Origin of the sequence: Brochothrix campestris FSL F6-1037 (assembly GCF_000525915.1) — a bacterium.
Classification (GTDB): Bacteria; Bacillota; Bacilli; order Lactobacillales; family Listeriaceae; genus Brochothrix; species Brochothrix campestris.
In genome coordinates this window covers 1-22469 of record NZ_AODH01000003.1, presented here as the reverse complement: position 1 = coordinate 22469, position 22469 = coordinate 1, and the positions used below count along the sequence as shown (strand labels likewise).

The 22469-nt window shown below is 41.3% G+C and carries 18 protein-coding genes, 2 pseudogenes, 1 riboswitch and 1 other annotated feature; of the genes and pseudogenes, 2 read left to right on the top strand and 18 right to left on the bottom strand.

Going from position 1 to position 22469, the window contains the following annotated elements; translation table 11 throughout:
• Positions 1-151: 151 nt before the first annotated feature.
• The 6 genes and pseudogenes from BCAMP_RS00825 to BCAMP_RS12255 all read right to left on the bottom strand — a co-directional run bounded on the left by BCAMP_RS00825 (position 152) and on the right by BCAMP_RS12255 (position 5859).
• Positions 152-430: a helix-turn-helix domain-containing protein gene (locus tag BCAMP_RS00825; protein ID WP_035312926.1), complete on the bottom strand. Its 279-nt coding sequence runs from the start codon at positions 428-430 to the stop codon at positions 152-154.
• A 98-nt stretch (positions 431-528) separates the two neighbouring features.
• A complete protein-coding gene (locus BCAMP_RS00820; protein ID WP_035312924.1) occupies positions 529-921 on the bottom strand; it encodes a DUF2283 domain-containing protein in 393 nt (130 codons plus the stop codon).
• 90 nt (positions 922-1011) lie between these two features.
• Positions 1012-2905: pseudogene (gene asnB / locus BCAMP_RS00815) on the bottom strand (asparagine synthase (glutamine-hydrolyzing)).
• A 137-nt stretch (positions 2906-3042) separates the two neighbouring features.
• Positions 3043-3750 (bottom strand): uracil-DNA glycosylase, encoded by a 708-nt coding sequence (locus BCAMP_RS00810; RefSeq protein WP_035312922.1) that lies wholly within the window; start codon positions 3748-3750, stop codon positions 3043-3045.
• A gap of 93 nt (positions 3751-3843) precedes the next feature.
• Positions 3844-5049 (bottom strand): methionine adenosyltransferase, encoded by a 1206-nt coding sequence (gene metK / locus BCAMP_RS00805; RefSeq protein ID WP_035312920.1) that lies wholly within the window; start codon positions 5047-5049, stop codon positions 3844-3846.
• Between the two features lie 139 nt (positions 5050-5188).
• Positions 5189-5297, bottom strand: a riboswitch (SAM riboswitch).
• Positions 5298-5364: 67 nt separating this feature from the next.
• Positions 5365-5859 carry an NUDIX domain-containing protein gene (locus BCAMP_RS12255; RefSeq protein ID WP_051456771.1) on the bottom strand — a complete coding sequence of 165 codons (495 nt, stop codon included), beginning with the start codon at positions 5857-5859 and terminating at the stop codon, positions 5365-5367.
• A gap of 102 nt (positions 5860-5961) precedes the next feature.
• On the opposite strand from BCAMP_RS12255, the gene yidD reads away from it, so the two are divergent.
• The gene (gene yidD / locus BCAMP_RS00795; RefSeq protein ID WP_035312918.1) at positions 5962-6234 is read left to right on the top strand and encodes a membrane protein insertion efficiency factor YidD; all 273 of its coding nucleotides are present in this window, start codon (positions 5962-5964) and stop codon (positions 6232-6234) included.
• Positions 6235-6525: 291 nt separating this feature from the next.
• Here the strand turns inward: yidD and BCAMP_RS00790 are convergent, their stop codons facing one another.
• The 12 genes and pseudogenes from BCAMP_RS00790 to rnz all read right to left on the bottom strand — a co-directional run bounded on the left by BCAMP_RS00790 (position 6526) and on the right by rnz (position 20569).
• Positions 6526-7152 carry an ATP-binding cassette domain-containing protein gene (locus BCAMP_RS00790; RefSeq protein WP_035312916.1) on the bottom strand — a complete coding sequence of 209 codons (627 nt, stop codon included), beginning with the start codon at positions 7150-7152 and terminating at the stop codon, positions 6526-6528.
• Between the two features lies 1 nt (position 7153).
• A complete protein-coding gene (locus tag BCAMP_RS00785; protein WP_035312914.1) occupies positions 7154-9280 on the bottom strand; it encodes a DUF1430 domain-containing protein in 2127 nt (708 codons plus the stop codon).
• Between the two features lie 51 nt (positions 9281-9331).
• The gene (locus tag BCAMP_RS12250; protein ID WP_051456770.1) at positions 9332-9709 is read right to left on the bottom strand and encodes a hypothetical protein; all 378 of its coding nucleotides are present in this window, start codon (positions 9707-9709) and stop codon (positions 9332-9334) included.
• A gap of 444 nt (positions 9710-10153) precedes the next feature.
• Complete coding sequence (rpoD, locus tag BCAMP_RS00775; RefSeq protein WP_035312912.1) at positions 10154-11239, bottom strand: RNA polymerase sigma factor RpoD; 1086 nt, start codon at positions 11237-11239, stop codon at positions 10154-10156.
• 558 nt (positions 11240-11797) lie between these two features.
• Positions 11798-13078 (bottom strand): annotated as a pseudogene (gene dnaG / locus BCAMP_RS00770) (DNA primase); the annotation flags it as partial.
• Between the two features lie 16 nt (positions 13079-13094).
• On the bottom strand, positions 13095-13544 hold the full coding sequence (locus BCAMP_RS00765) for a YaiI/YqxD family protein (RefSeq protein WP_035312908.1): 450 nt from the start codon (positions 13542-13544) through the stop codon (positions 13095-13097).
• A gap of 102 nt (positions 13545-13646) precedes the next feature.
• Positions 13647-15713: a glycine--tRNA ligase subunit beta gene (gene glyS / locus BCAMP_RS00760; protein ID WP_035312906.1), complete on the bottom strand. Its 2067-nt coding sequence runs from the start codon at positions 15711-15713 to the stop codon at positions 13647-13649.
• A gap of 1 nt (position 15714) precedes the next feature.
• Positions 15715-16593 carry a glycine--tRNA ligase subunit alpha gene (glyQ, locus tag BCAMP_RS00755; RefSeq protein ID WP_035312904.1) on the bottom strand — a complete coding sequence of 293 codons (879 nt, stop codon included), beginning with the start codon at positions 16591-16593 and terminating at the stop codon, positions 15715-15717.
• Between the two features lie 80 nt (positions 16594-16673).
• Positions 16674-16844: a binding site (T-box leader), on the bottom strand.
• A gap of 60 nt (positions 16845-16904) precedes the next feature.
• Positions 16905-17687 (bottom strand): DNA repair protein RecO, encoded by a 783-nt coding sequence (gene recO / locus BCAMP_RS00750; RefSeq protein ID WP_035312902.1) that lies wholly within the window; start codon positions 17685-17687, stop codon positions 16905-16907.
• A 14-nt stretch (positions 17688-17701) separates the two neighbouring features.
• Positions 17702-18775, bottom strand: a complete 1074-nt coding sequence (gene dinB, locus BCAMP_RS00745; RefSeq protein ID WP_035312900.1) for a DNA polymerase IV — start codon at positions 18773-18775, stop codon at positions 17702-17704.
• Positions 18776-18863: 88 nt separating this feature from the next.
• Complete coding sequence (locus BCAMP_RS00740; protein ID WP_035312899.1) at positions 18864-19634, bottom strand: SDR family NAD(P)-dependent oxidoreductase; 771 nt, start codon at positions 19632-19634, stop codon at positions 18864-18866.
• Complete coding sequence (rnz, locus tag BCAMP_RS00735) at positions 19634-20569, bottom strand: ribonuclease Z (RefSeq protein ID WP_035312898.1); 936 nt, start codon at positions 20567-20569, stop codon at positions 19634-19636. The genes BCAMP_RS00740 and rnz overlap by 1 nt, the downstream gene beginning before the upstream one ends.
• 248 nt (positions 20570-20817) lie before the next feature.
• On the opposite strand from rnz, the gene zwf reads away from it, so the two are divergent.
• On the top strand, positions 20818-22287 hold the full coding sequence (zwf, locus tag BCAMP_RS00730) for a glucose-6-phosphate dehydrogenase (RefSeq protein WP_035312897.1): 1470 nt from the start codon (positions 20818-20820) through the stop codon (positions 22285-22287).
• Positions 22288-22469: the final 182 nt, after the last annotated feature.

Here is a 22469-nt window from a genome sequence, read left to right as displayed (position 1 = left end):
GTAATCCTTTGCTCTAGATAGGAAAATTTAAATGTCTCTTTATTTTGGTGACGATAATAAAAACTTCTAGATATTCCAAATAATTCCGTTAATTTAGTAATGGAAAAGGTATCTGTATTTTGTTTAATAAACTGCACTATATTTTCAGCTATCACCATCTTTCTTGAGAAAAATATTTTTTTAATAAGTTTAGCTCTTTCGTTACTTTATCCAATTGTTCAGATATAGAAATATCCTTTTCTAATCGTCGTCCAGAAGAACTTTCTAGACTTCTTATTTCACCATTTAGGTACCAATCTTTCCATCTGTAAAGAGTTCCACTACTAGGGATTTTAAATTCTTCACGAAGTGAAGCTGCGCTTTCACCATTCAGAAACCGTTTAATAATTTGAATCTTTAATTCAACAGGATAAAAATTATGTTTTGACATCAGAAAACACCTCCAAATTTATTTTACCAAATTTGAGGTGCTCTTTTTTAGTTGTATCTAATTATAGTGGCAGTTCCTCCGTTAGCGGCTCTTTTTTATTACTTAATTAATTGTTTTAACACTTTCAGCGAATACAGTTTCGTATCATTGACCGTATATCCGATGAAATCTTCGAACAGCGGATCCGCAAAATGAAAGGTTAGGCCTTTTTCTTCAAAATCAAAGGTTGTTTCCGGTTTAGCAAAGCCCCAATAATAGCCCGTCTCTGTGAGCGTATAGAGCTGTCCATCTGGCATTTGACGTAATTTACGGTAGTAGAGTTCATACAATTCAATCCCCACAACACGACCATTTTCAGCATAATCAAACACAATTGCCGGTGTTACAGCTGATTCTTTTGTGTCTGTCACAGGAATTTCAACACGACTCGATAGCAAATAAATGTAAGCCATCTCCGCGACATCATCGACCCATAATATTCGTTTATTCATTTGTTCCTCCTCATGCAAGTGAACCTAGCACTCTGTGTTAGGTTCACTGCGACTACTAATTTTATATACTGACATACTCACTCAGGCAAATTATGGTTTGAAGTTAATCTCTGCACCATTTGTTTGGAAATCATACTTTTTCTCAACGTAGATTTGATGCCAAATCATGAAAATTAACACTGTCCAAATCTTACGACTGTTATCGCGTTTATCAGCACAGTGATCCTCCATCAATTTGATGACATAATCCTTGTTAATTAAATGTTCAGTTGGACTTTCTTTAATAATCGCTGTCGCCCAGTCTTTCATCTCATCTTTTAGCCAGAGACGGATTGGCACCGGGAAACCTAATTTTTTACGATTTAAGACATGCTCAGGAATGAATGATTCTGATGCCTTCCGTAAAATCGATTTAGTTGTGCCGTTGGCGATTGTCATAGATGACGGAATCCGTTTAGCCACATCATACACCTTTGTATCTAAGAATGGCACACGCACTTCAAGTGAATTCGCCATAGACATGCGGTCATTATTCAATAAGAGGTCCCCACGTAACCATGTATGCATATCGACATATTGCATCCGTTGAATTGGATCCAAGTGTTTCGATGCTTCATACAACGGCGCTGTTACATTTGTATAACGCGCATCTTCTAAGTAATTTGGCAATAAAATTTTCTTTTCATTCTCGTTAAAGATAAAAGCATTGCCGACAAAACGTTCCTCTAGTGGCGTTGTTCCACGCACTAAGAAACTTTTACCCTTCATCCCTTCAGGCATAACTTTTGAAACCGCACGTAATAATTTATGACCGACTTTAGGAATCTTATCGAACATCGCGAGCGAATTAGGTTCGTTATAAATCGTGTAACCGGCAAACAATTCATCGGCACCTTCACCAGAAAGCGCGACCTTCACTTTACGACGTGCTTCACGAGAAACAAAGTAAAGTGGAATTGCTGCTGGATCCGCTAACGGTTCGTCAAAGTACCAAACAATTTTCGGTAATTCTTCCATAAACTCTTCCGGTGTAATGACATAACTTGTGTTAGGCACACCTAATTTTTCAGCCGTTTCTTGTGCCACATCAATTTCACTGTAGCCTTCACGGGCAAAGCCAACTGAGAAAGTCTCGATGTTTTTGTTGAATTCTTTTGCTAAAGCGACAACAATCGTCGAATCAATCCCACCTGATAAAAATGAGCCGACAGGAACATCACTACGCATGTGAATTTTGACAGAATCCAATAATGCTTCACGTAATTCTTTGACATACTCTGTTTCTGGTTTATCAACCGGTGCAAAGGTTGGTTTCCAATATGCTTTAATTTCGAGTGGTTCGTTCATTCTTTTAATCATATAATGACCAGGCTCTAAGGCATGTACCTCTTTAATCATTGAAGCCGGCTCTGGTACAAATTGATAGGTCATGTAATGTTGCAGACTGACATCATCAATCGCTTGTTTATCCATCGCTAACAACAGACTTTTTTTTCTCGGAACCCACGTATAATTTATCGCCTACTTCAACGTAGTTAACTGGCTTAATTCCAATATGGTCACGAGCAATAAAGGCTGTTTTTTCTTCTCGGTCCCAAATCATAAAACCAAACATACCACGTAATTGTTTCACGGCTTCTTCTTTATACTCGGCGTACATCGCAATAATGACTTCTGTGTCACTTTCTGTTTTAAAGGTATGACCTTTAGCGATTAATTGTGCCCGTAATTCGACATGGTTATACACCTCACCATTGAATAATATCCAATAGCGACCATCATCATAAGCTAATGGTTGGTGACCATTTTCAACATCGACAATACTTAGACGACGAAAACCCATCGCCACATGATTTTCATAAAAATACCCTTCATCATCTGGGCCGCGGTGTTCAATAAATTGATTCATTTTTTCAAAGATTGCTTTATCATCAGCTGAGATTGCCACTGGTTTATTATCAATACATCCTATAAATCCACACATATTTTTCTCTCCTATACGTAAACTACCTTGTAATTTAATCTTTTTGTCAATAACTATCCTAATAATAGCACATTTAAGCCCCTAAACACTAGCATCACGACGCAGATAATCGAGCAATTACGCGATTTATCACAACTTTATAGCAGTGTTCCCTGTTGATTAATCGGTTCTTGTTTAAGACATGACCAATCAATCGGTTCCACTCCGATATTCTCCAAAATCGCATTCGTTTGCGAGAATGGCTTGCTTCCAAAAAAGCCACGATACGACGACAATGGGCTTGGATGAGGCCCTTCAATAATAAAATGACGCTCAGTGTCAATTTGTTGGCGCTTTTGTTGGGCCGGCTTGCCCCATAAAATAAAGACAACGGGTTGTTCTCGTTCATTTAAGGCAGCAATTAAACTGTCTGTGAATTGTTCCCACCCTTGTTGTTTATGTGAATTAGGTTGATGCGCCCTGACTGTCAAAACCGTATTAAGTAACAAGACACCCTGTGTCGCCCAATTACTTAAACTGCCATCGGTTGGCACCGGTATTGCAAGATCATCAGCTAATTCTTTATAAATATTCCGTAATGACGGAGGCACAGGCAAACCGCTTTTAACTGAAAAGCTCAAACCTTCTGCCTGATTGGCACCATGGTAAGGATCTTGCCCTAAAATTACAACCTTAACCGTTTCAAACGGTGTCAGTTCCAACGCTTTAAAAACCAACTCCCGAGGCGGATAAACCACCTCATCGGTGTATTGTGTCGCTAAAAATTGTTGCAGTTGCTGAAAATAAGGTTCTTGTTCAGCCATTTGTAATAATTCGAACCATTTACCTTTTAAGTCCCTCTTCATCTGCAAGCCTCCTGAAAGATAAAAATCTCTTCACACAGTATCATTCATAATGAACGGTTGTGAAAAGAGATTAATTATCGAATAAAAGATTGGTTAGCTATTTGCTGTGAGTGCTGTTTTAAGCGCGTTCATACGATTTGTTTTTTCCCACGGCAAGTCTAAGTCAAGACGACCGAAGTGACCGTATGCAGCTGTTTGACGATAGATTGGGCGGCGTAAGTCAAGCATCTTAATAATACCAGCTGGTCGCAGGTCAAACGTTGCATTAACCGCTTCAATCAACTGATCTTCAGAGTAGTTGCTTGTACCGTATGTATTGATTGAAATTGATACCGGTTTAGCGACACCAATTGCATAAGCAACCTGCACTTCAACCTTGTCTGCCAGTCCAGCTGCTACGATGTTTTTAGCAACATAACGCGCAGCATAAGCACCTGAACGATCGACTTTAGTAGCATCCTTACCTGAGAAAGCACCACCACCATGACGGGCATAACCACCGTAAGTATCGACAATGATTTTACGACCCGTTAAACCACAGTCCCCTTGTGGCCCACCGATAACGAAACGACCAGTTGGGTTAATAAAGTATTTCGTATCCTCATCAATTAATTCAGCCGGAATGACTTCGTTAATCACAAGTTCACGCATATCCGCATGAATTTGTTCTTGCGACACGTCTGGATGATGCTGTGTTGAAATAACAATTGTATCGACACGTTGCGGTGTATTATCTTCATTGTACTCAACAGTTACCTGTGTTTTTGAATCCGGACGTAAATAATCAACGATGTTTTCTTTCCGTAGTTGCGCTACACGACGAGCTAAACGGTGTGCTAACGAAATAGGAAGTGGCATTAATTCTTCTGTTTCATTTGTTGCGAAACCGAACATCAAGCCTTGATCTCCTGCTCCGATAGCGTCAATTTCGTCATCGTTCATTTCACCATCGCGACTTTCTTTAGCTTCGTCAACGCCTTGAGCAATGTCTCGTGATTGTTCATCGATTGCTGTTAAGACCGAACAAGTTGAGGCATCGAAGCCGTATTTTGCACGGGTATAGCCGATTTCTTTAATCGTTTGACGTACAACGGCAGGAATGTCAACGTAGGTTGTCGTTGAAATTTCCCCTGCAACGAGCACAATTCCTGTTGTAACTGTTGTTTCACAGGCTACGCGAGCCATTGGGTCTTTTGCCAAGATGGCATCCAAAATCGCATCCGAAATTTGATCGGCCATTTTGTCTGGGTGTCCTTCACTTACTGATTCTGATGTAAAAAGATGACGGTTTTTTGTCATTGTTATTCCTCCATTATTTTTAATTATCACTCGTGAAACGCTTATATCATCCTCTGTATCCCGTGATAAATACGCATAAAAAAAACCTTTTCTCCGCAAAGAGAAAAGGTAACATAGCAGACTTATAGCTATACCTTTGCTCTTATCGTCCAAGATAGTACACTATCTTGCCACAGGTTAGCACCTTACACTTTTGTGTAGGCTGCTGGGTTTCACAGGGCCAGTCCCTCAACCACTCTTGATAAGATTCATAATTGTTTCATCATGATATGTGCTTATTATCTCAAACTACCTTTACCTTGTCAATGCCTTAAATTAACAGCCGACAATTTGCTTTGCTTTTTGCCACAGTGTCGCCATCCCCGCATCTTTCATGTAAAAGCTTAGGCGTGCCGCATCAAATTGTTCGTAATCGACTGTCGTTAACTGATGCACCGCTATCGTTTCGAACTCAGCTGGAATCGGTGCTTCGATATAAGTCGCAAGCTCAATAACGTATGCTCGTTTAATCACGTGTCCCCGCTTCTTATCCTTAAATTGATAATCGGCAATGAAATGCCACTGATCGGCCGGGGTTAGATGGACTCCTGTTTCTTCCCATAACTCACGTTTAACTGCCGTCACAATCGATTCACCTGGATCGATTTTACCACCAGGAAATTCCAGACCGCGCACGATATTCTCGGTTAAAAGCCAATTGTTGTCGCCTAAGTATGGTATAACTAAAATATCTTTTATATCCGTGCCCAGTCCATCTTTTTGAAAAGTCATTTTTACTTGTTCACCTGTTAAATCGGTATATTCTATCATTGTCATTCCCCTTTTTTGCATAATCACCAATCAAAACAGACGTCAGATTGTTTATTTTAAGGTACAATAAACGCATATGAAACGTTTGAAAGGTTGATTCGCTTGAAACACATCTTCTTATTTTTAATTAAAGGTTACCGTAAATTAATTTCACCATTGTTTCCACCTAGTTGCCGTTTTTACCCGACCTGTTCGACTTATGGACTTGAGGCGGTACAAAAATTCGGTGCCATTAAAGGGGGCTACTTAGCCTTGAAACGTATTATTAAATGCCAACCGCTTCACCCTGGTGGCATCGATATGGTACCTGAAACCTTTTCCTTACGCACGAAAAAGACAAAATCGCCTGATTCGTGTAATCACAAACACCATTGATTTCTGCCACTGTTTATTATAACAAACTTTAACTGTTGCGCTACTATTTGGCTCCTCTGTTCGATTGAGGAGCCTTTTTCACTGTAATCATTTATCCTTCCACCACTCTGATTGGGATGCTATCTTCAAATTGAACCTGACCTTATGAGGCAAATTCATTTTAGCAAATATGCCACGGTTGCTCATTTTAGCTGAACCAACGAGTGCGATTAATTTCAGCTCAGGCTATTAATTAAGTGCAATGATAATTGCGTATACCGCTAAACATCGTATTGCTATATATGATCACCTCTAGTTTCTCGATAGGTTGATAGTTTTCGTCGCCAGTTTTGCCATATAGGGATCATGCGTCACTAAAATAATGGTTGTCCCGTTCGCATGCAAACCTTTAAGCAGACGAAACACCCGTTCGCGGTTCGACTCATCCAAATTGCCAGTGGGCTCATCCGCAAAAATACACCGCGCTTGTTTAACAAGCACACGAGCTAGTGCAACGCGTTGTTGTTGCCCACCACTTAATTGAAAAACAGGGCGCTGTTCGTAACCTTGTAAACCGACCGTTTGCAAGGCTTGGTCCATCCGCTTTGTCTGCTCGTATTTGCCGACGCCCCTCATTGCCATCCGCAAATTTAACGAGACCGATTCTTCTTCAATCAGACCATAGTTTTGAAACAAATAGGCGTAGTCATCCCGTTTTAATTGTCGTATCTCCCGGCGCGACAAATGACTTCGCCCTTGATGTCTCAGCACACCGCCACTCGGTTGCTCTAACAGAGATAATATGTTTAACAAGGTTGTTTTACCCGAGCCACTCGGTCCCGTAATAACAACAAACGCTCCCGCGGCAATTGTGAATGAACGCGGCTGGATGACCACGTGATCACCAAATTTTTTCGTCAGTTTTTGCGCTTCAATCATTTTAACTCCCCCTCTTAAAGTTCTCCGCCAATTGACGCTTTTCATAGTAGCGGTGCAGACCATATATCAACAAGGCTTCTAACAACACGTAACAGCAAAAACTCACCAGTACGTTCACGTCTGCTTGCAGCGCTATCACCACTAATAACACCCCATTTAAACTAAGGAGTAACGTGAAAAAGCGGCGATGTATTTGTCCGTATGAATCACCATGGCAGTGGGCAATCATAATCCGTCGTTGATTCCGTTTAAAATAAAGGGCTGTTAAGGTATACGTTAGTAAGAAAGAGCTCCCAATTAGCAGTGCGACAAACAAGCCAATTTTCACTTGATTTTCATTAAGCAGTTGAATAATAAACCCCTTGCGATGATAGACCGAGCTAACACTGCGAATTAACTCCTCCGTGTTCGTTCGTTGAATCGCTGGAAAAAGCGTGGCATATGGATCACCATGGGCTTCAAAATAGACGTTACCTGAAAAATACCAACTGTAGTCGAGCGGGCTTGTATTACCCGTTTCAACAATGGCGAATGCATTCGGTAACCATAAAGGGAGGTCGTTGCCATACGAAAAATAAGGCTGCTTATCGTCAACGTAAATCAGATTGACAGCTAAATCGGCGGTGTTGTGCGCTGTAATAGGCAAACCGCTGAATTCCTCATAATAAGCCATTAAATCAACCCGCCCAAAAGTGAAATCAGCTAAAAAAAGCCGGTTGAGCTCAGCTTCGCGGTACTTATACTGTTGGGGCACGAGTACATTTCGGACATTCTCATCCCAAATAACCTCATCGGCAATTGAGTGGGCCTGACTTGTGACCGGGTGCCTTGTTAAATAGTTCAAATCAAGGATAACCTTGCGTTCGTCAGGATTGATTCGACGTGGATTATGCTCAGCGAGAAAGGTCTTTTCGTCACGCGAGTCGGTCGGAAGATAATCTCGTGACACAATTAAAAAACCACCTTGTAGACGCATTTCTTCATACAACTTCTTCAATTTGCTACTGTTAGTTGCTTCGATTTTACGTTTATCTTGTCCAACATAGCTCTGGACCGGTGTATAAATACCACGCATTTTTTCCCAATCAGCTGTTTCGGCCAAAGCGGTGGTCAACACCGTTTGATTGAGCACATAAACATGTGCCAGACCAGCCATTAACGCTAAAAAACAAAGTTTCAATCCTAAATAAAGCGCAAAAAGACGTTTAACCGGTCGTTTACCGCTTACATCGGCTAATACACCTTGATTGAGTACACTGATTAAACTAAGAAGAAACATAAAAACGCTGCCTGTCAGTGCAATTGCTAACAGACAAAGACCAATCACAGTTAGACTATAGGCAGTGCCCACCTGTGACCACTGCCATAACAGACAGAGACAGATTGTCAACAAGACAGCACTTACAAACGGCCATCGCAAACGAGTGATACTATACAACCAAATTTGCCACTTAGACTGCCCTTGTAAACTCAACAAATAGCGAGTCCGTTGTTGTACAAAACCATCATGTAGGATGATAACAACGAGCGCTAAACACACTAATAGGTTAAGTAACAGCCAATCCCAGTGCTGTAAAAGTTGTTGCATCCACAGCTGCGCTTGTGTATCAATCATGCCTGGATTCACACTAATACCAAGCGGTGTTAATAAAGCTGTAAACTGATTAATTTGCGACTGATCCGTTGTGAACAGATAGTATAAACCAGACGGCTGATAGTTCTGATTCCCTTCAATCGGATATATCTTTAATAACAGTGATTGATCAAACAGGCGGAAACGCCCCTTTTGTAAGGCTTCACCGGTCTGTTGTGAACTAATAAAAGCATTCGTATTTGTAAATTCAGGTATCTTAATTGATAGACGTTGTGCTAGTGTTACATCATTCGTTAAAATGTATTGCGTCTGTTTATCAGGATGAATATACACCGCTAAAGTGATGTTTGTTTGATTAGCCGCCGCTATAATTTGAGAGGACACATCCCCTGCTACTTCAGTTGTATTTAGACTCATTATTGTGACACCATCATACAATAGTTGCTGACGACTTTGCTGCTTTGCTACCGTGATAAACAACACACTCAATAATGTCATTTGTAAACACAACACGACAAAAATGATTTTTTTCATAAAGCCCTCCTCAAAAAAGCGTTCTAGACTGTCATCTAAAACGCTCACCATTTATTTTTTGCTATCATAGTAGGCTTTATTTGTACCCCACGGTATCCAATTCGCTTTCGCTCGGCTAAACTGATTACTACTCTTTGTCCAGCCACCACTATGATAGGTACCATTCCCATTAACAACACTCGCATGTGATCGTTTCGTGTAATGTTTATATTCAGAAATAATCTGTTCTAATGGCCATGCCCATTGATAGCCTCTAATCCAATACCCACCAGCAATAGGGCCCGATTCAACACGAGTGACATCAACTTCCTGTGAATGACTTGCCTTTACTATTGATGGCACAAACACAACAATATAGAATGTTAACGATAAACTAATCAGCACCCGCAAAAGACTGTACCGACGGAACAATTGTTTTATTCGCATCATTCATCACCGCTCCTTTTCACTGTCGTTTGGTCAACTGTGTAACTTGTGGTTGTGTTCTTAGATGCACATTGTCAAATTGGATGTTACAATCGCGCTATTTGTTTAAGCCGTTCTTCTGTGAGTCCCGTTGCTTCTACGATAGCAGACAGTTGGTAATTGATGGGCAACATTCGCTTCACCACTTGAACAAGGTACTCTGTCATACCTTGTGGCCCCCCTCGTGTACACCCTTCTTCCCTCCTAATTGATGAAAGTTACTTCGATCAGTTGCTTATTGTCTTTTATCTAACAAATCGGATGCCATTCACATAAAACTATTGACATTGTAAATGGTCATTGCTTATTAAAATATAACATAGCCTAATACTAAGCATCAACTAATTAGAACTCACTACAACAAAAAAAACCGCAGAACCCTTTTGGCCCTACGGTTTTTAAAATTGCTTATTCTAAGAAATCTTTCAATTGTTTACTACGGCTTGGATGACGTAATTTACGTAATGCTTTCGCTTCGATTTGACGAATACGTTCACGGGTCACGCCAAAGACTTTCCCTACTTCTTCTAACGTACGTGTACGACCATCGTCTAGACCAAAACGAAGACGTAGAACGTTTTCTTCACGGTCAGTTAAGGTGTCAAGTACATCTTCCAATTGTTCTTTTAACAATTCATAGGCTGCATGTTCTGCCGGCGATGTTGCGTCTTGATCCTCGATAAAATCACCGAGATGTGAATCATCTTCTTCACCAATCGGTGTTTCTAATGAGACAGGCTCTTGTGCGATTTTAAGGATTTCACGTACTTTTTCAGTTGTTAAGTCCATTTCTTCACCGATTTCTTCTGGTGAAGGTTCACGACCTAAGTCTTGCAACAATTGACGTTGGACACGGATTAATTTATTGATTGTTTCAACCATATGCACTGGTATACGAATTGTACGTGCTTGATCGGCAATGGCACGGGTGATTGCTTGACGAATCCACCAAGTCGCATACGTACTAAATTTAAAGCCTTTAGAGAAATCAAATTTCTCAACAGCTTTCATTAAGCCCATGTTACCTTCTTGGATTAAATCAAGGAATAACATTCCACGACCAACATAACGTTTCGCTATCGATACAACTAAACGTAAGTTAGCTTCTGCTAATTGTGCCTTAGCTTCAAGGTCACCGGCTTCAATACGTTTTGCTAAGGCTACTTCTTCGGGCCCTGTTAAAAGATCGACACGACCAATTTCTTTTAAGTACATTCGTACAGGGTCATTGATTTTAACACCTGCAGGCACACTAAGGTCTGCAATGTTAATTTTTTCATCTTTTTCTACGGGTGCTGGTTCATCAGATAACTCAACACCTTCACTTGTTAAATGTTCAATGAACTCATCTAATACTTCAACATCTAAATCAAAGGGTGCGAGTTGTTTAGCCACTTCGTCATATGTGAGTGTATCATCTTTTTTTCCTCGTACTAGTAATTCCGCTTTTGTTTCTTCCAACGTTAATTTTTTCGCTACTGCTTTTTTTACCACTATGGAATTCCTCCTCTGATTTTAAAGCCTATCTAATGCGCGTTTTTTTGCAATTATCGCAAGTGAAATGGTACGGACTTGCTCGCTATCATTGGCATTAATCGCATCAATTTGCGCTTGTTTTAATCGTTTGAAATCTTGTACTTGTTGCAGTTTAGTCAACTGCGAACAACATTCATCGATATCCAGTTCTTCAGCATCGGGCATTTCTTCCATCTCCATCGCCACAATCAAGTCTTTGACTCGTTCATCTTTTACATTAAGTAAAAATTGCGACACATCGGCGGGATGACCTTCAAGATAATACGGTAATAAATAGGTATACATCGCTTGATAGTCATCATGATAAAACACCAGTGATTGCTGTTCAAACTTTTGCTGTGCTTGGTCGAAGAAATGTGTATCTTTCAACATCATCCGGATGATAAATCGTTCCAACTTATCCAATGCCGTGCGTTTCACCAGGCGTTGCTCTTGTGGTTGAAAGGCAAATTCTTCGTACTGTGGTTGAGGCTGCCGCTGTGCTAATTGTTGCCGTAAGACAGCTTTATCAATCTGTGTTCGTTGATTCAATTCAGCCAAGTACACTTCTTTTTCAATCGGATTTTCAATCCGGTTAATCTCAGTAAGCACTTGTTCTACATAATGTGCCACTTCATCAGCCTGTGATAAATCCGTTGCTAAACTCAAGTAGCGCATTAGAAATAATGGCCACTCTATTTGCTGTTGTTCATAAAAATCTTTAAAAGCTACGACCCCTTTTGTTTGAATATATTCATCCGGGTCTAATTTTTCGGGTAACGAGATAATCTTCACCTGCATGCCACGGGCTTCTTGTAATAGTTGCACCGCTTTATACGTCGCATTTAAACCTGCCGAATCACCATCGTAGCATACAATGACGCGATTTGTCACACGTTTCAGCTTCGAGATATGTTCTGGTGTTAAGGCCGTTCCCATTGAGGCCACTCCATTTGTTATACCCGCTTGACTGGCTGCAATAACATCCATAAACCCTTCAAAGACTGTCACAGCCTTTGTTTGACGGATTTCTTTTCGCACGTTAGCAAAGTTAAACAACGTCTCACGTTTATTAAAGAGGGCTGTTTCAGGACTGTTTAAGTATTTAGGACCTTCGACACCGGGTAATAACCGACCAGAAAACGCAATTGTTTGACCGCGGTCGTTTGTAATTGGAAACATTATCCGTTCACGAAAACGATCAACGGCGTTGCCATCGTCACGTCGTGCGAGTAAGCCGGCATCAATCATCACATGTTGATCAAAATCGCGTTTTTCTAAAAAGGCAGTGACTAATTCCCAACTTTTAGGGGCAAAGCCAATGTTGAATTGACGGATGACCTCGTCATTCAAGCCCCGGTCATGGAGGTAGTTAAGCGCCTCCGTGCCTTCTTCTGTACTCGTTAAGATGTAATGATATAGCTGTGACACAAGCGCATGCGCTTCAATCATTGCATGCGTATCATCTGTTTGATTGTTAGCATCATACGGTTCATTTGTTGGCGATTGTGCTACTTTTAAATCGCCGATAGGCAAATGACTTTGCTCGGCCAAGCGAATGGCAGCCTCCTGGAACGTAATACCTTCAGACTCCATAATAAAAGTGAACATATTACCACCTTTACCACAGCCAAAACAATGGAAAATTTGCTTTTCTGGTGAAACTGAAAAAGACGGTGTTTTTTCATTATGAAACGGACAAAGGCCACTGTAATTACGCCCTTGTTTTTTTAATTGAACATAGTCACTGACGACATCGACAATATCGTTCTCTTGCTGAATACGGGTTAATAATTCTTCTGGTATTCGATTAGACATTTAGGACCACATCATTTCATTCATTAGTTTGTAAATAGTTAGAAAACCGTTGCTTAAACATGTGACGATCAGCTGTAGTAAATGCCTTTGGACCTTTTGAATGAACCCCTTGTCGCCGTTGTTTAGCTGCTAAATAACGCCGTTCGAGGCTAGCATCAATCGTATTCACATCATAGATAAGTCCGTATTGGTTAATGACGAGCGCTGCCTTTGCCAACAAGAGACTGGCCAAGCCAATGTCTTGAGTGATGACTAAGGTTGTTGCAGTCGTTAGATTAACGATTTTTAAATCGGCTGCTTCTTTGGTCGTATCAACAAACACCCAATTACCTGTACGGTTAACTGAAAAATGATTATAAGAGGCCACAAAGGTTACTGGTATATTTAATGGCGCTGTTAAGGCCAGCACTTCCTCCTTTACAGGACACGCATCGGCATCAACAATAATCAATGATATCATTCGCATTGTGGCTCCCTCCTAAAAAGAGGGTTTTTGTTCACTTAGATAGACCATAATAGTATTATTCGCTAGCTATTCCAAAAACCCTTTTAATTTGTGAAAATATTTTTATTTCACGATAATCGCATCAAATTTAGCAAAACGAGCGACGATATTATTCAATTCAGCAAGCATCGCTAAGCGGTTTGTACGAATCGCTTCGTCGTCGACCATTACAAGTGTATTTTCAAAGAAACGAGCAATCGGTTGTTGTAATTGTTTCAAGACGGTTAATTTTTCGGTTGATGATGCGGCTGCAAAGGCTGCTTTAACCGTTTTAATTTCGCGATACAGCGCTTGCTCACTCTCGTTTTCAAACAATGTTTCATCAATAGTTACGGTTTTATCCAATTTACGTGCAAGGTTCATCACCCGTGTCAAGGCCTCAACTGTTGGACGGAACCAGTCTGCTTGGCTAACCTTGTTTAAGGCTGCTGCACGCTCAAATAGCTGTGCTAAATCATTTGTTTCTCCAGCAACGGCTGCTTCAATTAAATCATGACGAACATCATCATTAGCTAATAAATTACGAAGACGACGCGCTAAAAATTGGTTGAATTTCAAGACGGTTTCATCGATTGGCATCACTTTGACACCGGCTGCTTCTTCTAATGTAATAATATCACGTACCGTACCATCGAATGGTAATTCCCAGCGTTGATCAATTAAAATCCGTACCACACCAATCATCGCACGTCGCAAGGCAAACGGATCATTCGAACCGGTTGGAATCATATCAACTGAGAAGAAGGCACCTAATGTTTCTAATTTATCTGCTAAGGCAAGTAACGCCCCTACTTTTGTAGCAGGCAATTCGCCTTCTGAGCTTGTTGGCATGTATGACTCCCGAATCGCAGTTGCAACGACTTCGTTTTCTCCTTGCAACAAAGCATATTTAGCACCCATCTCGCCTTGTAATTCAGGGAATTCACCGACTAAGTTGGTCACTAAGTCAAACTTATAAATAGCAGCTGCACGTTGAACATCCGCGATTTCGCTTGCACTAAAGTTGAATAAGCCCGCAAGCTTCGTTGCAACTAAACCAACACGTTCAATTTTGTCAGACATCGTACCAATTTTTTGATGGAAGGTGATTTTTTTCAATTTTTCAAGTGCTGCCGCAATCGTGATTTTTTGATCTTCTTGATAGAAGAACTCGCCATCCGACAAACGTGCACGGAGTACTTTTTCGTTTCCTTTAGCAACGGTCTCTAAATGTTCCGCATTCCCATTTCGAACGGTAATAAAGAACGGCAATAACTGACCGTCATGTGCCATGACAGGGAAGTACCGTTGGTGCTCACGCATAATCGTAATTAAAACGTCCGCTGGTAAGTCTAAATAATTTTCTTCATAATTACCAAATAAAACGGTCGGATATTCAACTAAATTCGTTACTTCTTCAAGGAGGTCGGCATCGATTGGCACGTTCCAGTTTTTTACAGACGCAAGGTCCGCAATTTGGTCAGCAATCAGTTGGCGTCGCTCTGCTTGTTGAGCAATAACAAATACTTCTTTTAACTGCGTTTCATAAGTTGCTGCTGACGTGATGTCAATCTCATGTCCTAAGAAACGATGTCCGCGCGTTGTTCGACCTGTCGTTACATCTAAAATTGAGAACGGAATGACAGTATCGCCATAAAGGGCAACGATCCAATGAATCGGACGGATGTATTTAGTGTGGTGATTTGCCCAGTGCATATTAACAGGGAAGTTTAGGCCTAAGATAATTTTATCCCATTCTTTTAATAAATCAGCTGTGGCAACACCGACTGTTTTTTTATTAACAAAGGCATATTCTGTTCCTTTTAATTCTTTGAAGAAGATATCGTCGGTTGTTAAACCTTGTCCACGCACGAAACCTTGGGCTGCACGTGACCAGTCACCATTTTCATCTTGTGCTGTTTTACGGGCCGGGCCACGCACTTCATCTTCGCTGTCGGCTTGTGACGGTGCAACAGCTTTAACTGTAACTGCTAAACGACGCGGTGTTGAAAAAGAAGCAACCGCTTCATAGGCTAATCCTTTTTCGGCTAACCATGCTTCAACATGTTCTTTCAACTGTATTTCTGATGCTTGGACATATTTGGCGGGCATTTCTTCTAAACCAATTTCTAATAAAATATCTTGAGTCATCTTATTTGTCCTCCTTTTTCAACATTGGGAAGCCCAATTTTTCACGCTCTGCCACGTATGTTTTAGCAACCGTACGGGCCAATTTACGAATACGGCTAATGTAGTTAGCGCGTTCCGTGACAGAGACCGCACCACGTGCATCTAAGAGGTTAAAGGTATGTGAACATTTAAGAATGTAATCATAGGCTGGGTGAACCAGACCCAATTCTAATTGCGTCAATGCTTCTTGTTCAAAACTCGCAAAATTTGCTAAAAGCATTTCTTGATTTGATGTTTCAAAGGCATATTTTGAGTGCTCATATTCTGCTTGACCGAATAACATACGGTAAGTCACACCATCATGCCATTCTAAGTCAAATACGCTTTCTTTATCTTGAATGTATGATGCCAGACGTTCGATACCATACGTGATTTCACTAGTGACGGGTGAACATTCTAAGCCACCGACTTGTTGAAAATAGGTAAACTGTGTGATTTCCATACCATCGAGCCAAACTTCCCACCCAAGTCCAGCACAACCCATTGACGGGTTTTCCCAGTTATCTTCGACAAAGCGAATATCATGTTTTAATGGGTCAATACCAATCGCAGCTAACGAACCTAAGTATAATTCTTGGATGTTCGCTGGTGAAGGTTTAATCACCACTTGGAATTGATGATGTTGGAACAGACGGTTAGGATTTTCACCATAACGGCCATCATCTGGTCGACGTGAAGGTTCAACATAACAAGCTGCCCATGGTTCTGGTCCAATAGCGCGTAAGAACGTATAAGGACTCATGGTACCCGCCCCTTTTTCGACATCATACGATTGAAGCAAGAGACAGTTTTGTTCTGACCAATAAGCTTGCAATGTTTGGATCATTTTTTGTACATTCATTTGACATTCTCCTTCGGTAATTGTTTTTTTGCATCGTGGATAAGGCGCAAAAAAGCCCCTATGCTAATCACAATGACTAACATAGGGACGATAAACATCGCGGTTCCACCCTACTTGATGATATAACTATCATCCACCTCAATAAACTAAGCTCCAAGCTGCCTTCACAATCGCCATGTTATATGGTTCACACTATCCCATACTCACTGAAACTGGTTTAAATTGCTACTACTGCTCTTCATTGCTTCTATATACGTCTTTAAATATACGATAAAATAGTATTATTGTCAATCATAACAGCTCATTTAGCATCATTCAGGTGGCGCTGCCTCAGACGTGTCCACTTTCATTTGGGAGCCCCAGTCAGACATTTGATTTAAAAAGCGTTTTGTTTTTAAATTCAAACCAGACACTTCATTATAATACGTATCAATCGCCCATTGGACTTGTTTCGTTACCTCATCGTTCACATCAATTTTACCCAGACGGTTAAAGTCAATTAAATAATACAGCCGCAGTAAACGAATCACCTTATCAGACAACTGCAAACGATTCGGGTCCTCATCAAAACAACGACGTGAAATTAAACCATTGTGTTTGATTGAAAAATCAAACGGACCCTCTGTCTCACCTGTTAAGACACAACCACGAAACTCAGGATAATGTCCTAATACATTAAGCATCTTCAATTCGAAGATTTGACTAATGACGTGTGCATTTTCACCAGCAGCCATTTTTTCAATCACTTGATAAATCAACGAAAATAAGGCCGGATTGGGCTCTCGTTCCTCAATCGCCTTATCGAGTAAGTCGACACAGTAGGATGCATACGCTGTCGTAAAAATATCTTGTGAAATGAGCGGGAAGCGTTCAATCACTTCCCCTTGTTGAATTGTGCCTAATCCTTTGTTGCCAAAGTACATGAATTCACCATAGGTAAACAGCTGTGTGACAGCAGCAATCCGACTGTTGCTTTTTTTTGCACCGCGTGCCACCAAACTGATTTTGCCATGCTCTTTTGTGTATAAACGGATAATTTTATCGGATTCACGATAATCCATCACGCGAATAATTAACCCTTCGCACCGTTCCATTGTAACACCCCTTTTTATAGCCCTTTCAATCGTAAGTTCTCATAGTGTCTCGTTGCCAAGTTAGTAACTGTTAAGCCAATCAGCCGCACCGGTTGTTGCGTCCACATCTCTTCAAATATTTGGAGGCCATAAAAATAAAGTTCATGACTTTCACTGAGCCGCAGTGGCAATGTGAGTCGTTTTGTTTCAGTTGAAAAATCACTGTAACGAATTTTCAAGACGATTGTTTGGGTGCTCAGCTGCTTCTCAGTTAAGGTTTGCGCTATCTTTTGTGCAAAATGACGTAAGGTGAGTTGCAGTTGTTGTTCATCAATCACATCGGCCGAAAAGGTCGTTTCTCGTCCTAGCGACTTACGTTCACGCGCTGTTCGCACCGGCGAGTCATCAATCCCCCTCACAAGCCGATACAATTGATACCCCCGTTTTTTAAACTGCATGATTAAATCCCATTCACGCCACTCATATAAGTCTGCCCCCGTATGAATGCCAAGGGTGTGCATTTTTTCGGCGGTCACCTGACCAACACCATAAAAATCATCAATCGGGAGCTGCGCAAGAAAAGCCAAGGCTTGCTCAGGCGTGATGACTGTTCGACCCGCTGGCTTTTGGTAATCTGAGGCTAGTTTAGCAATGAATTTATTATAAGAGACACCCGCCGACGAGGTTAACTGCAGTTCATCATAGATTGTCGCTTGAATTTGTTGTGCTAGGCGGCTCGCTGATCGTTCATTGCGTTTGTTTTCGGTGACATCTAAGTACGCTTCATCCAAAGATAACGGCTCAATTTGATCGGTGTAACGGCTAAAGATTTCACGAATTTTGAGTGACACTTCTTGATAACGTGCCATCCGTGGCGGGATAAAAATTGCTTGTGGACAAAGTTTTAACGCTTCAACACTCGACATCGCCGAATGGACACCAAAGGTACGGGCCTCATATGATGCTGTCGAAACAACCCCACGCTTTGATACACGGGGGTCGCTAGCGATAACAACAGGCTTGCCTTTCAATTCCGGGTGGTCAGTTTGTTCCACCTGCGCAAAAAAGCAATCCATATCGATATGAATAATTTTACGTTGTCGTTTCATCTCACCAACTCCTCAAACTCGAACATATGTTCTAGTAGTTTAACATGTCACGTCAGGTTTGTACATCACGACTATCACTGCTACTTTACTATTTTTTCAAGAAGAAAGGTTTCGCAATTGCCTCCACTGTCCGCGGAAAAAACGCATGAACTCGGGCGGCAAACGCCATCGTTAACGGGAGGGTTACCTCGCGCTTTTTCTTCCCAAGGCAACGCACCATTTTCGACGCTACCTGCTCTGGTGTTAAGCTAAAGCGAGCGATGTTTTTCAAATATTCGCCCGATGGATCAGCAATCTCAAAAAATGGTGTTTCAATTGGGCCAGGGTTAATCGTTGTCACGTAGATACCGTCGCCAGCCACTTCCATCCGCAACGCATCCGTATAACCAACAAGCGCAAACTTACTGGCCGCATAGACGCTTGACTTCGGTGTCCCGATTTTGCCAGCAACCGAAGCAATCATCATAATATGCCCATAGCCTTGTTGCTTAAACTGTGGTAGTAATAGTTGGTTCAAATGAATCCCCCCACTAACATTGGTGAGCAGCATTCCTTCCACTTGTTCGATTGTTGTATCGACTGCATTGGCAAATATCCCAAAACCAGCACAATGAACAATCGCATCAATCACCGGAAAGCGTTCAAGCACCATTTGTATCGTCTCTACCACTTGTTGCGCGACACTGACATCGCATTGATACACATGAGCTTGCCCCCGGTATTGATTGGCTAATACCACCATTGGCTCTGTTCGACGCGCCATTAAAATGACTCGTTTACCTTGTGCGAGTAATTGTTCCGCCACAACATGACCAACACCGCTCGAAGCGCCTGTCACGATAACTGTTTCAATCTGCATCAGTCTTCACCTACAATGTAAGGCACATCAAAGGTCATAAAATCATCCGCTATATCGGTCTGTTCAAAGACTTCACGGGCTTCTTGTGCCAATTTGTTTAGATCATCATAGAGGTAACGGGATGAAATATGTGTTAACAATAAGTGTTTGGCGTTTGCCTTAGCCGCAATTGTCGCTGCCTGCGTGGTTGATGAATGAAAATAAGCCCGTGCCATTTTGCTCTTATCCGCTTCAAAGGTTGCTTCATGAACAAGGACATTGGCCTGTTCCGCCAGTTTGACTGAATTTTCAGTCGGTCGTGTATCCCCTAAGATTGTTACCACACGCCCTTTGACTGATTCGCCAACAAAATCCTTACCCACAATCGTCGTACCATCGGCTAATGTTACAGTCTTCCCGTCTTTAATGTCTTTGAAAATCGGGCCCGGTTTAATGCCTAATGCTTTTAAGGCCGCCACATCTAATTTACCAATTTTATCGGTTTCTTCTATTCTATAGCCGTAACTATCGATTCCATGACTTAACAAGGCCGTCTCAACCTTAAACTGTTCATCTTGGAAGACAATTCCGGGTGTGATTTCTTCTATTACTAACGGATAGGCTAAATGTGTTTGCGAGACACGGAGGCTCGTTTCGATAAAGGCTCGTATTCCTTTTGGTCCATAGACCGTTAAGGTCGTGTCACCACCTTGGAACGAACGACTGCTCAGCAAACCGGGCAAGCCAAAAATATGATCACCATGAAGGTGAGAAATAAAGATTTTTTCAATTTTACCTGGCTTCAATGTGCTTTTCAGCAGTTGATGTTGGGTTGCTTCACCACAGTCAAATAGCCACCATGTGCTGCGTTCATCTAGCAACTGCAAGGCAATCGCACTCACATTGCGTGTTTTGGCAGGTACCCCTGCACCTGTGCCTAAAAAAGTAATTTCCATTTTGTCTTGCCTCTTTTCTCTGATGTAAGGTTTACGTCTTATTTTACCATAATTTTCGCCGTAATAATAAATTTAATGTGTGTTATCAACACGTAGCTATGGTAACGCTTACAGTGTTGCCTGTGCCGTTTTTTTGAATAATTTTATTTTTTTCAAGATTGTTGACTATCCGACTTTTCGCTTTCGTGTTATATTAATAAGTGCAAGCAAAAACGCATTAAAATGAGAATGAAAGAAGGCTTACCGATATGACTAAAATTACTGAAGAAACAGCACTGATTACAATATTTGGTGGCACAGGCGATTTAGCTAACCGCAAATTATATCCTGCTATCTACCGTTTGTATGCAAAAGGATTTTTGAAAGAAAATTTCGCCGTTATTGGTACTGCACGTCGCCAGTTAACCGACGCTTTGTTCCGCGAACGTGTTGCTTCTTCGATTGCATCTATTGCCGATAAATCACACATCCAAGCGTTCGTTTCCCATTTTTATTATCGTTCACACGATGTTACGAACAAAGAATCATATAAGGTATTGTTAGACTTATCAAACGAGCTTGATACAACATATCACCTTAAAGGCAATCGTGTTTTTTTCCTTGCGATGGCACCAACTTTCTTCAATGAAATTGCTATCCGCTTAAAATCTGAAGGCTTAGTTGCAACTAAAGGTTATCAACGTCTAATGATTGAAAAACCGTTTGGTCATGACCTTGCTTCAGCACAGGAATTAAACGATGCACTCGGTCATGCCTTTAATGAAAATCAAATTTACCGCATTGATCATTACTTAGGAAAAGAAATGGTACAAAATGTTTCGGCGATCCGCTTTGCCAATCCAATGATTGAGGCACTCTGGAATAACCGTCACATTAGCAATGTGCAGGTGACATTAGCAGAAGAACTTGGCGTCGAAGAACGCGGTGGTTACTATGACAACAGCGGTGCCTTACGTGATATGTTCCAAAATCATATTTTACAAGTCGTATCGTTATTGTTAATGGACTTCCCTTTAACATTAGATAAAGCTGAAATCCGTGCCGAAAAAGTGCGTTTATTACGTTCGTTAGATGTGCCAGAATTAGATGTCGTTAACAATTTATTCGTTCCTGGTCAGTACGATGCAAACCCAACTGACCCACAAACGTTTAAAGCGTATCGGTCAGAAGAAAACGTTTCGCCGACATCAACGACTGAGACCTATGTTGCTGGTAAATTGACGTCTCACAGCGATCGTTGGAACGGTGTGCCAATCTACATTAGAACAGGAAAACGGCTCTCTAATAAAAAAACGAACATCGTGATTGAATTCAAGAACGATCGTCCTGACTTATTTGATGACAGCAGCGAAAAAGTTGCGAATACGTTAGTGATTGAAATCGCACCTAACGAAAGCATTACCTTAAAACTTAACGTCAAGGTGCCTGGCCTTGGTCTTGCGACACAACCGACACAGCTACAAACAGCGGCTGATGCGGTCGACCAAAATGCGCCCGAAGCGTATGAAAAAGTTATTCACGACTGCTTACGCGGTGACGCCACTTATTTCTCACACTGGGATGAAGTAGCACTCTCATGGCAGTTGGCTGACCGTATTTACGAAGGTTGGAAATTGAGCCCTACCGAATTACCAAATTATGATTCAGGCAGCGCTGGTCCAATCGCGGCTGACGAACTGTTAGCGCGTGATGGCCATACATGGTACCCCCTTTCGTAATCCAAAAGAGTGACGACAGTTTTTAACTGTCGTCACTTCAGACTGAAGATAAACGCTGTTCTAGGTCGTCAATGCCTCGCCTTATCGGAGTCGAGTACCATCTGTACACTCACCTCTAAGGCTCGTGTTTCCTACTATAACAACATTTCTATTCAGTCTTATCATCTCGTATACAAAGTCAC

Coding starts and splice junctions, on each gene's coding strand:
- BCAMP_RS00825 (WP_035312926.1), bottom strand. CDS start 430: ATGTCAAAACATAATTTTTATCCTGTTGAATTAAAGATTCAAATTATT.
- BCAMP_RS00820 (WP_035312924.1), bottom strand. CDS start 921: ATGAATAAACGAATATTATGGGTCGATGATGTCGCGGAGATGGCTTAC.
- BCAMP_RS00810 (WP_035312922.1), bottom strand. CDS start 3,750: ATGAAGAGGGACTTAAAAGGTAAATGGTTCGAATTATTACAAATGGCT.
- metK (WP_035312920.1), bottom strand. CDS start 5,049: ATGACAAAAAACCGTCATCTTTTTACATCAGAATCAGTAAGTGAAGGA.
- BCAMP_RS12255 (WP_051456771.1), bottom strand. CDS start 5,859: ATGATAGAATATACCGATTTAACAGGTGAACAAGTAAAAATGACTTTT.
- BCAMP_RS00790 (WP_035312916.1), bottom strand. CDS start 7,152: ATGATTGAAGCGCAAAAACTGACGAAAAAATTTGGTGATCACGTGGTC.
- BCAMP_RS00785 (WP_035312914.1), bottom strand. CDS start 9,280: ATGAAAAAAATCATTTTTGTCGTGTTGTGTTTACAAATGACATTATTG.
- BCAMP_RS12250 (WP_051456770.1), bottom strand. CDS start 9,709: ATGATGCGAATAAAACAATTGTTCCGTCGGTACAGTCTTTTGCGGGTG.
- BCAMP_RS00765 (WP_035312908.1), bottom strand. CDS start 13,544: ATGCGAATGATATCATTGATTATTGTTGATGCCGATGCGTGTCCTGTA.
- glyS (WP_035312906.1), bottom strand. CDS start 15,713: ATGACTCAAGATATTTTATTAGAAATTGGTTTAGAAGAAATGCCCGCC.
- glyQ (WP_035312904.1), bottom strand. CDS start 16,593: ATGAATGTACAAAAAATGATCCAAACATTGCAAGCTTATTGGTCAGAA.
- recO (WP_035312902.1), bottom strand. CDS start 17,687: ATGGAACGGTGCGAAGGGTTAATTATTCGCGTGATGGATTATCGTGAA.
- dinB (WP_035312900.1), bottom strand. CDS start 18,775: ATGAAACGACAACGTAAAATTATTCATATCGATATGGATTGCTTTTTT.
- BCAMP_RS00740 (WP_035312899.1), bottom strand. CDS start 19,634: ATGCAGATTGAAACAGTTATCGTGACAGGCGCTTCGAGCGGTGTTGGT.
- rnz (WP_035312898.1), bottom strand. CDS start 20,569: ATGGAAATTACTTTTTTAGGCACAGGTGCAGGGGTACCTGCCAAAACA.
- zwf (WP_035312897.1), top strand. CDS start 20,818: ATGACTAAAATTACTGAAGAAACAGCACTGATTACAATATTTGGTGGC.